Origin of the sequence: Pseudomonas gingeri, from assembly GCF_013386115.1 — a bacterium.
Classification (GTDB): Bacteria; Pseudomonadota; Gammaproteobacteria; order Pseudomonadales; family Pseudomonadaceae; genus Aquipseudomonas; species Aquipseudomonas gingeri.
Window position 1 is genome coordinate 501,178 of sequence record NZ_JACAOR010000011.1, and the last position, 14,244, is coordinate 515,421.

Below are 14,244 nucleotides of genomic sequence, written 5' to 3' on the forward strand. Positions count from 1 at the left end.
ATGAAGGACTTTGCGATGAAAACCTTGCGTATCGGTTCCGGTGCCGGTTACTCCGGCGACCGTATCGAACCGGCCGTGGAACTGGCGGCCCAGGGCGAGCTGGATTACCTGGTATTCGAATGCCTGGCCGAGCGGACCATTGCCCTGGCGCAACAGGCGCGGCTGAGCGATCCCGAGGCGGGCTACGATCCCCTGCTGCGCGAGCGCATGCAGCGGGTGCTGCCCTTTGTCGCCGGCAATGCGCGGCGGCTGCGGATCATCACCAACATGGGTGCCGCCAACCCGTTGGCGGCGGCTCGGGAAGTACGGCGGATCGCCCTTGAACTGGGCCTGACGAAGCTCAAGGTAGCCGCCGTCACCGGCGACGACGTGCTGGCGATCCTGCAGGCCGAGCCCGGCCGGCTGCTGGACAACGGCCTGCGGGTCGAGCAGTTGGGCGAGCGACTGATTTCCGCCAACGCCTATATGGGCGCCGAGGGTATCGTCCAGGCCCTGGCGGCGGATGCCGATGTGGTGATTACCGGGCGGGTCGCCGACCCGTCGCTGTTTCTTGCCCCGCAGTTGTTCGCGTTCGGTTGGGCGGCGGATGACTGGCAACGCCTGGGGCGGGGCACCCTGGTCGGTCATCTGCTCGAATGTGCCGGGCAGATCACCGGCGGCTATTTTGCCGATCCCGGGGTGAAGGATGTGCCTGGCCTGGCACGCCTGGGTTTCCCCCTGGCCGAGGTCGATGAACAGGGCCTGGCGATCATCACCAAGGTCGCCGGCAGCGGTGGCCGGGTGGATCGGGCGACGTGCGCCGAGCAACTGATCTACGAAGTGCATGATCCGGCGGCATACCTGACCCCGGATGTCAGCGCCGATTTCTCCCAGGTGAGTTTTCTCGACCAGGGCCCGGACCGGGTGGCGGTGCAGGGCGCCACGGGGCTGCCACGACCGGACTCGCTGAAGGTTTCGGTCGGTTACCTGGATGGCTGGATCGGCGAAGGGCAGATGTCCTACGGCGGTCCCGGAGCGCTGGCCCGGGCGCGACTGGCGCGGGAGGTGGTGCTGGAGCGCTTGCAGATCATCGGCGTCGAGATGGACGAGGTACGGGCCGAACTGATGGGCGTCGATTCGCTGCATGGCGAACGCCTCGGCAGTCGGGTCGACAGCGAGCCCTGGGAAGTCCGTTTGCGGGTGGCCGCCCGTTGTGCGCGGCGGACCGATGCCGTGCGTATCGGTAATGAAGTGGAGACCCTGTACACCAACGGACCCTCGGGCGGCGGCGGGGCCAGCAAGAGTGTCCGCCAGGTGGTGGCGGTGGCGTCGTTGCTGTTGCCGCGGGAGCGTCTTGGTGCCCGGGTTCATCTGGAGGATCTGCAATGACTACGGTGGTACTGCGGGTCCTGGCCCATTCACGCACGGGCGACAAGGGCGATACCTCGAACATCTCGGTGATCGCCTATCGCGCCGAAGACTATCCGCGTTTGCGCCAATGGCTGACGGCGGAGCGGGTCGCGGCCTGGTTCGCCGAATTGCGCGAGCCGACCGCCGGGCCGGTGCGCCGTCATGAGCTGCCGGGCGTGCAGGCGCTGAACTTCGTCCTGCCGGGTATCCTGCGTGGCGGCGTGACCCGCTCCCTGGCCCTGGATGCCCACGGCAAGAGCCTGGGCTCGGCGCTGCTCGACATGCCTGTGCAACTGGACGACTAGACCGGCTTACCTCGGCGCGAGAATCCGTTCGGCGATCATCTCGCCGATGGGCATGGCCGAGGTGGCGGCCGGTGACGGCGCGTTGCAGACATGGACCATGCGCGCCGTTTCGGCGAACAGGAAGTCATGCACCAGGCTGCCATCGCGCATCACTGCCTGGGCGCGGATACCGGCCTCGTAAGGCTGCAGGTCCTCGACGGTGAGTGACGGGCAGTATTTGCGGCACTGTTCCAGGTAGCCGCGCTTGAACAGTGAGTTCTTCATTTCCACGCTGCCGGAACCGAGATTCTGCCAAATGGTTTTCCAGAAGCCGGGGAAGCTGGCGTACTGCGCGACATCCCGCCAGTTGACCGAAAACTTGCGGTAGTTCTCCCGGCCCAGGCCCAGCACCGCATTCGGGCCGACCGTCACGCTGCCGTCGATCATGCGGGTCAGGTGCACGCCGAGGAACGGCAGTTCGGGGTCGGGAATCGGATAGATCAGGTGGTTGACGATGTCGTTCTTCGACGCCGGCAGGCGGAAGTATTCGCCACGGAACGGGATGATCTGGTGCTCGATGGGGATCCCGGCCAGGGTTGCCAGGCGGTCGGACTGCAGGCCGGCACAGGCCACCAGCTTGCGGGCCTGCCAGACGTCATCCGCGGTACTGACGGTGACGCTGTCGGTGTTTTCCCGGATCGCGGTGACGGTCTTTTCCAGGCGGATTTCCCCGCCACCGGCGCGGATCACCCGTGCCATCGCCTCGCAGACCTGCCGGTAGTCGACGATCCCCGTGGCATCGAGGAACAGGCCGCCGAGGCCGACGATATTCGGTTCGCGGCGCCGCAGTTCATCGGCGTCGAGGCGTTCGACCTTCAGGCCGTTGAGTTGCGAGCGCTCATACAGGGCATCCATCCGCTGGACTTCCAGAGGCGTGGAGGCCACCAGCACTTTGCCGCAGACCTCGAAGCGGATGCCGTGCTCCCGACAGAACTCCTTGGTGGCCTGGGAGCCGCGTTTGCACAGATCGGCCTTGAGGCTGCCGGGGGCATAGTAGATGCCGGCGTGGATGACCCCGCTGTTGTGCCCGGTCTGGTGGCGGGCGAGGGTGGCTTCCTTTTCCAGGATCACCAGCGAGGCGCCGGGCTGGCGCTTGAGCAGTTCCATGGCCGTGGCCAGGCCGACGATGCCGCCGCCGATGATGCAAAAGTCGTAGATCATGGTTCAGTCACCCTTTTCAGTGCAGGTCTTGTTATCAGGTTGTCAGACTAATCAATCCATAAAAAATCACACCACCCACTGTGGGAGTTGGCTTGCTGGCGATGGCGGCGCGAGATCGATGCAATTCCCGGTGGCCTCATCGCCGGCAAGCCAGCGCCTACAGTTCAATTCATCGCAGGCAACTCCAGTTGCAGGCGCTTGGCCGCCGCTCGCAGGTGGGCTTCGGCACAGGCCGCCGCGGCCTGGCGATCGCCGTCGACGATGGCCTGGAACAGTGCCTGGTGTTCCCGGCCGGCGTCTGCCGAGCCGCCTACCGAACGCGTCGCCGAGTTTTCCCAGGCGGCGCGCCGGGCTTCGGCCAGTTGCCCGCGGAGGAAATCGTGGAAGGCGACAAAGTAGTCGTTCTTGCTGGCCTCGGCGATGGCCCGGTGAAAGGCCACATCGGCACTGGCGGCGGCGGCGAAGTCGGTGCGTTTGTCGTGCATTTCCTGCAAGGCGTCGCGCATGCGTTGCAGGTCGCCGGCATCACGGCGCTGGGCGGCAATGGCGGCGGCCTGGGTCTCGATCCACAGGCGCATTTCGAACATCTGCGCCAGGTCGGTGTTGCGCCCGGTGCCTTTCGGAAAACGGAACACGGTCCCGGCAGGGGTTTGCGAGATATACGAGCCGAGGCCGCGACGGGCAACGAGGATGCCGTCGGCCTTGAGCTGGGCAATCGCTTCGCGCACCACGGAACGGCTGACATTCAGCTGTTCAGCCAGCTGCTGTTCGGTGGGCAGGCGCGATTCGGCCGCGAGGCGACCGGATTCGATTTCGGCACGAATGGCGCTGACGACCCGTTCGACCAGGGAGTCGGGGCGCTGGAGTTCAAGCATGGGAGTCTGCTCATAAGTCAGGTTGTCAGACAATGACCGAGCCGGATTTTCCTGTCAATACCGCGCTGCCATGGTCAATGCCGTTCAGCCGAGGAAACAGGCCATTGAAAACAGCGCATAACCTGCAGGCGCCGACCTGCCGACAATGAGGTCCTTGAGGCTTGCAGCGATCTGCATGACCCCATCGCTGGCAAGCCAGCTCCCACAGGGTTAGTGCTCGGCGCATATGCCATGTCTAGCCCAAATCCCGTGGGAGCCGGCTTGCTGGCGATGGCAATCGCAAGATCGATGCAATTCCCACTGGCCTCATCGCTGGCAAGCCAGCTCCCACATGGTTGGTGCTCGGCGCATATGCCATGTCTGGCCCGAGTCCTGTGGGAGCCGGCTTGCTGGCGATGGCGACCGTGAGGTCGATGCAATTCCCACCGGCCTCAATCGCTGGCAAGCCAGCTCCTACAGGGTTGGTGCTCGGCGCTTATGCCCTGTCTGGCCCGAATCCCGTGGGAGCCGGCTTGCTGGCGATGGCAATCGCAAGGTCGATGTATTTCCCACCCTCCAGGAGGATATCTGGAGGGCGCGATCCTCAGAGCAAGCCCAACCGCCCGGCCGCCCGTTCTGTGATCAGGCCGCGCTGGCGGCGCGATTCCACCACCCGCTGCCGGGCGATGGCGAGGATCGCCTCGGGAGCGGTTTCCGGGCTACCGGAATTGAACGGTGGCGCCGGTGCGTATTCCAGCTGCAATTGGATCGCCTGGGCTTCCTCGGCGCCCACCAGTTCGCTGACCAGGGTCAGGGCGAAGTCGATCCCGGCGGTGATGCCACCGCCGGTCAGCAGGTTGCCGTCACGGACCACGCGCTCCTTCACGGCTATCGCGCCGAGGGTCGTCAGCATGTCGTGATAGGCCCAGTGGGTGGTGGCCTTGCGTCCGCGCAACAGGCCGGCGGCGCCGAGCACCAGCGAACCGGTGCAGACCGACGTGACATAGCGCGCCTGCTCGGCCTGTCGGTTGATGAAGGCCAGCGTCTCGGGATCTTCCATCAACGCTCCCACACCGGCACCACCGGGGACACAGATCACGTCCAGCGCCGGACAGTCGGCAAAGGTGGTGGTCGGGGTGAAGGGCAGGCCGGTGCTGGACTTCACCGTTTCGAGGTCTTTCCAGACCAGGTGCAATTTGGCATCCGGCAGCGAGGCGAGGACATCGTAAGGACCGGTCAGGTCCAGTTGTTGCACGTTGGGGAACAGCAGAAAGCCGATGTGCAGCGTCATGTCGAAAGCTCCTCGTGAAGGGATAAGCGGGTCCGGCGTGTGTGGACGGCTTCACTCTAGTCCCGTAGCATTTGGCGAATGCGCCATACAGCCCACTTTTTACGCCAATCATCATGAACAGACCCCGCATCATCCAGGTACTGGCTTTTCCCAATGTGCAGGTGCTCGATGTCACCGGGCCGCTGCAGGTGTTTGCTTCGGCCAACGATCTGGCTCGTTCCCAGGGCCTGCCGTTGCCCTATGCGCCGCGAGTGATTGCCGCCCAGGCCGGGCCGGTGATGAGTTCGGCCGGCCTGGCGCTGGTGGCCGAGCCGCTGCCGGCGGCGACGACGCCCTGCGACAGTCTGATCATCGCCGGTGGCTGGGGCACCTACGCCGCTGCCGAGGACCCGCTGCTGGTGGAATGGGTGCGCCAGCAAGCCGCCTGCGCCCGACGGGTCGCCTCGGTGTGCACCGGGGCATTCCTGCTGGCGGCCAGCGGCTGGCTGGATGGGCGGCGGGTGGCGACGCACTGGACCCGCTGCGAGCAGTTGGCCGAGCAATATCCGAAGTTGCAGGTCGAACCCAATCCGATCTTTATCAATGACGGACCGGTCTGGACGTCCGCCGGAGTCACCGCCGGTATCGACCTGTCCCTGGCGCTGGTGGAACAGGACCTGGGGCGGCCGATGGCGCTGGAAGTGGCGCGGCACCTGGTGGTGTTTCTCAAGCGTCCGGGTGGTCAGTCGCAGTTCAGCGCGACCTTGTCCCTGCAGAAGTCCGGCAACCGTTTTGGCGACCTGCACGCGTGGATCGCCGAGCACCTGGCGATGGACCTGTCGATTCCGGTCCTGGCGCAACAGGTGGGCATGAGCGAGCGCAGTTTTGTCCGCCACTACCGCACGGAGACCGGCCAGACGCCGGCCCGTGCCATCGAGAATCTCCGTGTGGAAAGCGCTCGTCGCCTGCTCAGCGACACCGCCACGCCGATCAAGCGGATCGCCGCCCGCTGCGGCTTTGGCAGCGAGGAGACCTTGCGTCGCAGTTTCCTGCGGGCCCTGGGTGTGACACCCCAGGCCTATCGCGAGCGCTTCAGCAGCAGCGGGCTAACGAGAGCGGACGCCTGAACGATCGTTCCCGCGCTCCTGCGTGGGAATGCCTCCCGGGGTGCTCCGCGTCCGCGTTTATGGCAAAAGTCAAACCTTGATGCGCTGCCCCTGCAACACTTCCTGTTCGCGCCCGGCACTGTTGACGTTGACGGTGCGGGCGAAGCTCAGCTGATCGCCGTCGAACACACACAGCACCCGGTCGCGAAACGCGGTCTGCGGGTAGATCCAGGTCATTTCCAGGGTCTTGCCATCCAGCCAGCGGGCACCGGCGACGATCTGCGCGCCCTTGAATTCGTAACCGTGGTGCAGGGCCCGTCCCGGCATATCGGTGACGCCGCGCAGCCACTGCCCGATGCCTACCTCCAGGGCATGGCTGGCATGGGTATCGGTCAGCTGGAACCGCAGCAGATTGTCTTCAAAGGCAAAGGACAGCTGGCGGACGCCGAGGTTGTTGGCCTGCACCTCGAAAACCCCCGAGGGGGCCGCTGACGGCGCGCCGCTGGAAACCAGCACGGGGGGGTCGCCCATGCGCGCCAGGCGCTGTTGCAGTCGTGCATCCGCCTCCGGGCGCGGTTGCCTGTCGTTGCCGAAGGCGGCCGGGAAGTGGCGTTCGATAAAGGGAATCACCTCGGCGGAATTCTTCATGCCGCCGACGATGGCGAGGGTGGCGCCGTATTCGGGAAACACCATGGCCATCTGCACGAACACGCCGACGGCGGTATAGGCGTGGCGTGGCTTGATTGCCCAGTGGTAACCGTAGCGGCTGTCCGGGCCACCTTGCGGGCGGGTGGCCGCCTCGACCCAGTCCGCCGGCAGGATCCGCCGGCCTTCCCACATCCCGCCCTGGGCATGCAGGATCGCCAGCTTGAGCATCGCCCAGACCGGCGCGGTCAGGCCGTTGCCGCCGGGATTGACGCCATCGGGGCCGATGGCCCAGCGCTCGTTGTCGATGCCCAGCGGGACGAACAGGCGGGGCTTGAGGTATTCGTGAAGGGTCTGTCCGGTCACCCGGTTGATCAGGGCCGAGAGCATGTAGCTGGCGGCACTGGTATAGACGTAATGGCTGCCGGGGGCATAGGCCAGGGGGATCTTGAAGTACTCGGTGATCCAGCTGGTGTCGATGGCACGCCATACCGACCCCGAGGTGTTCGAGGCATGGCCGGTGCGCATGGTCAGCAGGTGCTCGACGGTCAGGTGCGCCAGCCGCGGGTCGGCATCGGCCGGCAGGTGCTCGGGAAAGAATGCCGCCACCCGGTCATCCAGCTTCAGCAGGCCTTCTTCCACGGCCAGGCCGATGGCGCAGGCGGTGAAGCTCTTGGCCACCGAATGCAGGACGCGGGGTTCGTTCGGGTCGCAGGGCCAGCTCCAGCCTTCGGTGACCACATGGCCGTGGCGGTGCAGCATCAGGCCATGCAGGTCGAGGCCGGCGGCCTGGACTTCGTCGAGGAAGGCGCGCACATGGTCGGCATCGATGCCGACACTGCCGGGGGTGGCGCGGGGCAGGCCGTCGTGGGAGGTGCGGGGCAGGGTGGGTGTTGCGCAATCGCTAGGCATGGACAGGCTCGGCGTCTTCGGGGGAGGAGTGGATCAGCGGGTACGGTGCACCAGCCGTGAATAGGAAATCAGCATGCTGGTCAGCTCCTGGCTGACGCTGGTCAGCGGCGAGGCGCGACGGCTGATCAGGCAGACATCGCGCGACGCCAGGGGCTCTTCGATGGCGATGGTGGTCAGGGCGCTGGAAAACAGTTTCATCCCCGGCAGCATGCGCGGCTCGATGGTCAGGTAGTCGGTTTCCGAGACGATGTGCAGGGTTTCCAGCAGCGAGTCGGTGGTGATGGCGATCTTCGGCGGCGCCAGGCCCTGGGCGCGAAACAGTTCGGTCAGGCGGTTTTCCGCGCCGCCCACCACGCCTGCCGGGCGCACGCTGATCCACTGGCAATCGGTGAGGGCCTGTACCGAGCGGGCCTGGGCCTGGGGGTGACCCTTGCGCGCGATGATGCCGGCGTTGGAACTGTAGAGGCGGTCGATGGACAGGTCGATATCGCTGACATTCGGGGCCAGCGGGCAGAGCACGAAATCCAGGCGGCCGTCGCGGACCTTTTCGATCAGGCCCTTGGTCGAACCGCTCGCCACGTGCACCTGCATGCGCGGGAAGCGCTGGGTGAAGCTGCTCAGCACCGGCAGGAGCAATTCGGCCAGGGGCTCGGAGGTCACGCCCAGGGCGATATGGCCTTCGGGTTCGCCTTTCCAGGGTTGCAGATCGAGCAGGGCACGTTCGCAATCGAGGGTGATGGAGCGGGCGCGGATCAGGAACACCTCGCCGGCCGGAGTCAGGTTGATGCCCTGGTTCGAGCGCTGCAGCAAGACCACGCCGAGTTCTTTTTCCAGGGTCTGGATCGATTGCGTCAGGGTACTTTGGGCGACATCCAGTTGGCGTGCGGCAGAACGGAAACTGCCCTTTTCAACCACGGAACAGAACGCGCGAAGATGGGTGAGAGTCATGACGGTCGGCCTCGTTTCGTTCGTTATTGATCAAGCTGTTCCAGTTGTTGTGTGCACGATGTTAATTATCGAATGAGAATTGTTTGTAGGGCGAAAACCGGGTCGTCCAATAATGCACCGGCCGCAGCTTATCGGATGCCAATTGGCCTTGAAAGATCGGTATTGACGATCAGGTTCAGTATTTCTGATCACTGAAATCGCAATTTTTTCCGCTCCAGGGCCCGATTTCTCGGTAGGGTTGAGCCATGACCACAACGGACCAGGGGTTGATCGCCTGGACCGATCCCGATCACTCCGAGCGTTCTTCTCAAGTTCCTCGGGTTGCTTCTAAGATCGGTTCCGGAACATGAACACGGTGTCGGGGCATTGATTGGAAATACCCGCGTCAGTGAGTCTGACCAAATATTATCAATACCCGGTTATTGATAAACGAAAGGTTATAAGCGATTCGATAGTGCCGCGGCCTATGGGATAAGCGCGATTAAAACAACAACAAATCATGAGGTGTTCGGCCGTGCCTGTTCTTGGGTCCTGCCAGCGTCCGAACCCGAGCTTAAGGATCATTTAGGGTGCATTTATCATGAATAAGACTTTAATCCTGGCTGGCGCCTTGTCAGCTGCGCTGATGGGCACCGCTCACGCCGAGAATCTGTTGAAGGTGGCGTTGAACGCCGACATTCGCAGCACCGAGCCAGGAGTCAACCGTGACACCAACTCCGACGCGATCATCCTGCACATCACCGAAGGACTGGTGGCCTTCCGTGAAGATGCGACCGTCGGCCCGCTGCTGGCCAAGGATGTGCAGATGTCCGATGACGGCCTGCGCTATACCTTCCATCTGCGTGACGGGGTGAAATTCCAGAACGGTGCGCCGTTGACCTCGGCCGAAGTGCTGTGGACCTGGAAGCATTACCTGGACCCGAAGACCCAATGGCGCTGCGCCCCCGAGTTCGACGGCCATGGCGGCGCGAAGATCGTCGATATCAGTGCGCCGGATGCACTGACCGTGGTGTTCACCCTCGACAAGCCCAACGGCCTGTTCCTTACCAGCACCGCGCTGCCTGAATGTGGCGGCAGCGGCATCCTGCACCCGGACTCGGTGGTGGACGGCCAGTGGAAGGCGCCCATCGGCACCGGTCCGTTCCGCCTGGGTGAGTGGAAGCCCGGCCAGTATGTCGAACTGCTGCGCAACGCCAACTACACCCCGCGGAATGAAAAGGCCCCGGACGGTTACACCGGCAACAAGACCACCAACCTGGACCGCGTCCGCCTGCTGGTGATTCCGGACCCGGCGGCGGCCAAGGCGGCATTGCTGTCGAAGAACGTCGACCTGCTGATCGATGTCACCCCGCTGGACGCCACCGAACTGGCCGCCAGTTCCGGCATCAAGGTCACCTCCAGCGGCACCATGTCGGTCAATGCCCTGCTGTTCCAGACCCGTGATCCGCTGCTCAAGGACGTGCGCCTGCGCCAGGCCATCGCCCATGCCCTGGACTCCGCGCAGATCGTCGCCGCGCTCACGGGGGGACGCTCCCAGGCCAACAACTCGATGGTCGCCAGCGGCAGTCACTATCACAAGGCGACGCAGGACCTGGGCTTCAACTTCGACCCGGCGAAAACCGCGCAACTGCTGCGCGAGGCCGGTTACAAGGGCGAGCCGATCAAGCTGATCGTCAACAAGCGCTACGCCGCGATCTTCGACATGGGCGTGTTCGTCCAGGCCATGGCCAAGGCCAGCGGCATCAACCTGGAACTGGAAACCCTGGAGTGGGGCACCCAGCTCGAACGCTACCAGACCGGCAACTACCAGATGATGGCTTTCCCGTATTCCGAGCGCCTGGACCCGGCCCTGAGCTTCGACTCGGTGACCGGCGACAAGGACAAGGAACCGCGCAAGGTCTGGGATAACCCCGAGGCGCGCCAGTGGCTGCGCGAGGCCCAGCGTGAATCCGATATCGACAAGCGCCAGGCGCTGTTCGACCAGTTGCATCGACAGATGCTCAAGGATGTACCGATGATCCCGATGTACAACGGCAACGCGATTGCCGCCTCCCGCGATTACGTGCAGGGCCTGCGCACCTGGCCGGTGTCCAAGCCGCGGCTGTGGACCGTCAGCGTGCCTGCGTCCGGGAGTAACTGAGGATGTTGCGTTTCATCGTTCAACGGCTGGCAATGGCGATCCCGACCTTGCTGCTGATCTCGCTGATGGTCTTCGCGATCATCCGCCTGGTGCCGGGTGATCCGGCCCTGTTGATGCTCGGCGACATGGCCGACGCCCACAGCCTGGAAGTCACCCGTGCCGCCCTGGGGCTGGACCAGCCGCTGCCGTTGCAGTTCGTGATCTGGCTCAAGGCCGTGTTCAGCGGCGACCTGGGCCATTCGATCACCACCAGCGAGGCGGTGCTGCCACTGATCCTCGAGCGCTTCCAGGTCAGTGCCGGGATCGTTCTGGTGTCGGTGCTGCTGGCGGCCCTGATCGCGGTGCCCGCCGGCCTGCTGTCGGCCTGGAAACAGAACAGCACGCTGGATTTCGGCGTGGTGTCGACGGCCACGCTGCTGCTGTCGATCCCCAGCTTCTGGCTCGGCCTGCTGCTGCTCTACGCCTTCGGTATCAAGCTGGGCTGGTTGCCGGTGGTGGGCTACGTGTCGTTCGGTACGGCGCCGTGGCAGGCCCTGAGCTACATCGTCCTGCCGATCGTCACCCTGACCCTGGTGGAACTCGGGGCGATCACGCGGATGGCCCGGGCCAGCGCCATTGAGGTGCTGCGCCTGGAATACATCACCCATGCCCGGGCCAAGGGCCTGTCGGAGCGGGCGGTGTTGTGGCGCCACGCGCTGCGCAATTCCTTTGCGCCGACGCTGACCCTGATCGGCCTGATCCTCGGCAACCTGCTCAGCGGTATCGCCGTGCTGGAAACCGTGTTCACCCTGCCGGGCATCGGCCGCCTGATGGTCGATGCCATCTACGCCCGGGACTACCCGGTGCTGCAAGGCTGCCTGCTGCTGGTGACCTTTGTCTATGTGCTGGTCAACCTGTTGGTGGACCTGCTGTACCCGCTCTTCGACCCCAGGGTTAAGTTATGAATAAGCCTCTTCCTGCCGCGCCCGAGGTGCTGCTGCCGGCGCCGGTGCGTGCTTCCAGGTCCTGGCGTGTGCCGCCGTTGAACGCGCTGATCGGCGCGATCCTGCTGGCCGTGCTGTTGATCATGGCCTTGCTCGGCCTGGTCTGGACGCCCCACGATCCCCTGAGCCTGAACCTGCTGGCACGCTTGCAGGCACCGACGGCCGCCCACTGGCTGGGCACCGACGAATATGGTCGCGATGTGTTGAGCCGGTTGATGATCGGCGCGCACACCAGCCTGTGGGTCAGCATTCTCACCGTGACCCTGGCGATCAGTGCCGGGACGTTGCTGGGCCTGCTGGCCGGCTTCCTGCGCGGCTGGGTCGACCGTGGCCTGATGATGGTCAACGACGCCTTGCTGGCATTTCCCGGCATCCTGCTGGCCCTGGGCCTGATGGCGATCATCGGCCCGAGCCTGTACGGCATCGTCTTCGCCCTGAGCCTGGCCTACACCCCTTCGGTGGTGCGGGTGGTGCGCGGCACGGTGCTGTCGCTGCGGGAGAAAGAGTTCGTCGAAGCCTCGCGGGTCATCGGCAACTCCGAGCTGTACACCATGTTGCGGCATATCGCGCCCAACTGCGTGGCACCCGTCTGTGTGCTCGCCACCAGCATGTTCGGCTGGGCGATCCTCGCCGAAAGCTCCCTGAGCTTCCTCGGCCTGGGCGTGCCGCCACCGGCGGCGACCTGGGGCAACATGCTGGCGGCCAGCCGCCCGTATATCGCCACGGCCAGTTGGCTGGGGCTGTTTCCCGGAGCCTGCATCGCCATGGCGCTGCTGGCGTTCAACCTCTGTGGCGACGCCTTGCGTGATCGTCTCGACCCGCGGATGAGCAAGTGACCATGACCACGACCGATGTATTGCTGGCGGTTGATCAGCTGAAAATCCGCGTGGGCAGCCATGGCCCGTTGGCGGTCAATGACCTGAGCTTCACCATCGCCCCCGGCGAGATCGTCGCGCTGGTGGGCGAATCCGGCAGCGGCAAGACCATGGCCGCCCGTGCCGCCATCGGCCTGCTGCCGCCGCCCCTGGAACATTGCGGCGGCCAGGTGCGCTTCCAGGGACATGACCTCAATCAGCTCACGCCCGAGCAACTGCGGGCCTTGCGCGGGGCGAAGATCGGCATGGTGTTCCAGGAACCCATGGTCTCCCTCAACCCGTCGATGAGCATTGGCGAACAGATGGCCGAGGGCCTGCGCCTGCACACGCTGTTGAGCGACGCGCAGATTCGCCAGCGCAGCCTGGAGATGCTCGGTCATATCGGCATCAAGGATGCCGAGCGCTGCCTGGCCGCCTATCCCCATGAGTTCTCCGGCGGCATGCGTCAGCGGATCATGCTCGCTTCGGTGATGCTGTTGCGCCCGGCGCTGCTGATCGCCGACGAGCCGACCACCGCCCTTGACTGCCTGGCGCAACTGGACGTGTTGAAGCTGATGCTGGAGCTGACCCGCGAGCAGGGCACGGCAATTCTCTTTATCAGCCATGACCTGTCCCTGGTGGCGCGTTATGCCGACAAGGTGGTGGTGATGCGCGAGGGCCGCGCGGTGGAGCAGGGCAGCATCCAGCAGATCCTGCTGGCGCCCAAGGCCGAGTACACCCGCCAGTTGCTGGAGGCGCTGCCCCGGCGCGGCGAACTGGCCGAGCTGCCGAAGGCGGATGGGCCGTTGCTGACGGTCAGGGACGTGTGCATCGAACACCCCGGCCCGCGCAGCCTGTGGGGGCGCAGCCAGCCCAAGCGCGTGGTGCATTCGGCCAACCTGACCATCGCGCCGGGGGAGACCCTGGCCCTGGTGGGCGGCAGCGGGTCCGGGAAGACCACCCTGGGCCGGGCGATCGTCGGCCTGAACAGCGCCTGTGCCGGCGCCATCGAGTTCGAAGGCGTGGACATTCTCAAGGCCGGCAACCGCGAGCATCGCCTGCAGTGCCAGATGATCTTCCAGGACCCGTATTCCTCCCTCGATCCACGCATGAAGATCGGCGACATCCTGGCCGAACCGCTGCGCCATGTGCCCGGCATGACTCCCGCGCAAAAGCGCGAACGGGTCACCAGGACGCTGGCGGATATCGGCCTGGCCGAGCAGTTCGTCGACCGCTTCCCGCACCAGCTGTCCGGTGGTCAGCGCCAGCGCGTGGCGATCGGCCGGGCGCTGGTCCGTCACCCGCGGCTGGTGATCGCCGATGAACCGATCTCGGCCCTGGACATGACCATCCAGAAGCAGATTCTCGAACTGTTCGAACGCCTGCAGGCGCAGTACGGCTTCGCCTGCCTGTTTATCTCCCACGACCTGGCGGCGGTGGAGCGCATTGCCCATCGGGTCGCGGTGATGAGCGAGGGGCGGGTGGTGGAGATGGGCAGTCGCGACGAGATCTTCGACCGACCGCAACATCCCTATACCCGCAAGTTGCTGGCCGCCGCCAGCCCCCTGGAGAAACTGGACAACGGTGGCTATCGCATCCGCCCGGCCCCCGTCCCGCTAGCGCTGTAACCCAGGACTG

12 protein-coding genes are annotated in these 14,244 nt (G+C 65.0%); 7 read left to right on the top strand and 5 right to left on the bottom strand.

Annotated elements, in window-relative coordinates; all coding sequences use genetic code 11:
* Positions 1-15: 15 nt before the first annotated feature.
* Together HX881_RS23360 and HX881_RS23365 are read left to right on the top strand one after the other, a co-directional pair.
* Entirely contained in the window at positions 16-1,368 is a 1,353-nt protein-coding gene (locus tag HX881_RS23360) for an acyclic terpene utilization AtuA family protein (protein ID WP_177086828.1), read from the top strand.
* Positions 1,365-1,694: an AtuA-related protein gene (locus tag HX881_RS23365; protein WP_177086830.1), complete on the top strand. Its 330-nt coding sequence runs from the start codon at positions 1,365-1,367 to the stop codon at positions 1,692-1,694. The genes HX881_RS23360 and HX881_RS23365 overlap by 4 nt, the downstream gene beginning before the upstream one ends.
* A 6-nt stretch (positions 1,695-1,700) precedes the next feature.
* On the opposite strand, the gene lhgO is transcribed toward HX881_RS23365, so the two are convergent.
* The 3 genes from lhgO to inhA all read right to left on the bottom strand — a co-directional run bounded on the left by lhgO (position 1,701) and on the right by inhA (position 5,039).
* On the bottom strand, positions 1,701-2,894 hold the full coding sequence (lhgO, locus tag HX881_RS23370; RefSeq protein ID WP_177086832.1) for an L-2-hydroxyglutarate oxidase: 1,194 nt from the start codon (positions 2,892-2,894) through the stop codon (positions 1,701-1,703).
* A 164-nt stretch (positions 2,895-3,058) separates the two neighbouring features.
* Positions 3,059-3,769 carry a FadR/GntR family transcriptional regulator gene (locus HX881_RS23375; RefSeq protein ID WP_177086834.1) on the bottom strand — a complete coding sequence of 237 codons (711 nt, stop codon included), beginning with the start codon at positions 3,767-3,769 and terminating at the stop codon, positions 3,059-3,061.
* 583 nt (positions 3,770-4,352) lie between these two features.
* Positions 4,353-5,039 (bottom strand): isonitrile hydratase, encoded by a 687-nt coding sequence (gene inhA, locus HX881_RS23380; protein ID WP_103032620.1) that lies wholly within the window; start codon positions 5,037-5,039, stop codon positions 4,353-4,355.
* A 113-nt stretch (positions 5,040-5,152) separates the two neighbouring features.
* Between inhA and HX881_RS23385 the strand changes: the two genes are divergently transcribed.
* On the top strand, positions 5,153-6,145 hold the full coding sequence (locus HX881_RS23385; RefSeq protein ID WP_177086836.1) for a GlxA family transcriptional regulator: 993 nt from the start codon (positions 5,153-5,155) through the stop codon (positions 6,143-6,145).
* Positions 6,146-6,214: 69 nt separating this feature from the next.
* On the opposite strand, the gene HX881_RS23390 is transcribed toward HX881_RS23385, so the two are convergent.
* Positions 6,215-7,681, bottom strand: coding sequence for a serine hydrolase domain-containing protein (locus HX881_RS23390; RefSeq protein WP_246356559.1), 1,467 nt, complete (start codon positions 7,679-7,681; stop codon positions 6,215-6,217).
* A gap of 33 nt (positions 7,682-7,714) precedes the next feature.
* Complete coding sequence (locus tag HX881_RS23395) at positions 7,715-8,629, bottom strand: LysR substrate-binding domain-containing protein (protein ID WP_017124714.1); 915 nt, start codon at positions 8,627-8,629, stop codon at positions 7,715-7,717.
* A 580-nt stretch (positions 8,630-9,209) separates the two neighbouring features.
* Between HX881_RS23395 and HX881_RS23400 the strand changes: the two genes are divergently transcribed.
* The 4 genes from HX881_RS23400 to HX881_RS23415 are packed head-to-tail and all read left to right on the top strand — an operon-like array spanning position 9,210 to position 14,234.
* A complete protein-coding gene (locus HX881_RS23400) occupies positions 9,210-10,769 on the top strand; it encodes an ABC transporter substrate-binding protein (RefSeq protein WP_177086838.1) in 1,560 nt (519 codons plus the stop codon).
* Positions 10,770-10,771: 2 nt separating this feature from the next.
* Positions 10,772-11,713: an ABC transporter permease gene (locus HX881_RS23405; protein WP_017124712.1), complete on the top strand. Its 942-nt coding sequence runs from the start codon at positions 10,772-10,774 to the stop codon at positions 11,711-11,713.
* A complete protein-coding gene (locus HX881_RS23410; RefSeq protein ID WP_042934704.1) occupies positions 11,710-12,588 on the top strand; it encodes an ABC transporter permease in 879 nt (292 codons plus the stop codon). The genes HX881_RS23405 and HX881_RS23410 overlap by 4 nt, the downstream gene beginning before the upstream one ends.
* A 2-nt stretch (positions 12,589-12,590) precedes the next feature.
* Positions 12,591-14,234: an ABC transporter ATP-binding protein gene (locus tag HX881_RS23415; protein WP_017124710.1), complete on the top strand. Its 1,644-nt coding sequence runs from the start codon at positions 12,591-12,593 to the stop codon at positions 14,232-14,234.
* Positions 14,235-14,244: the final 10 nt, after the last annotated feature.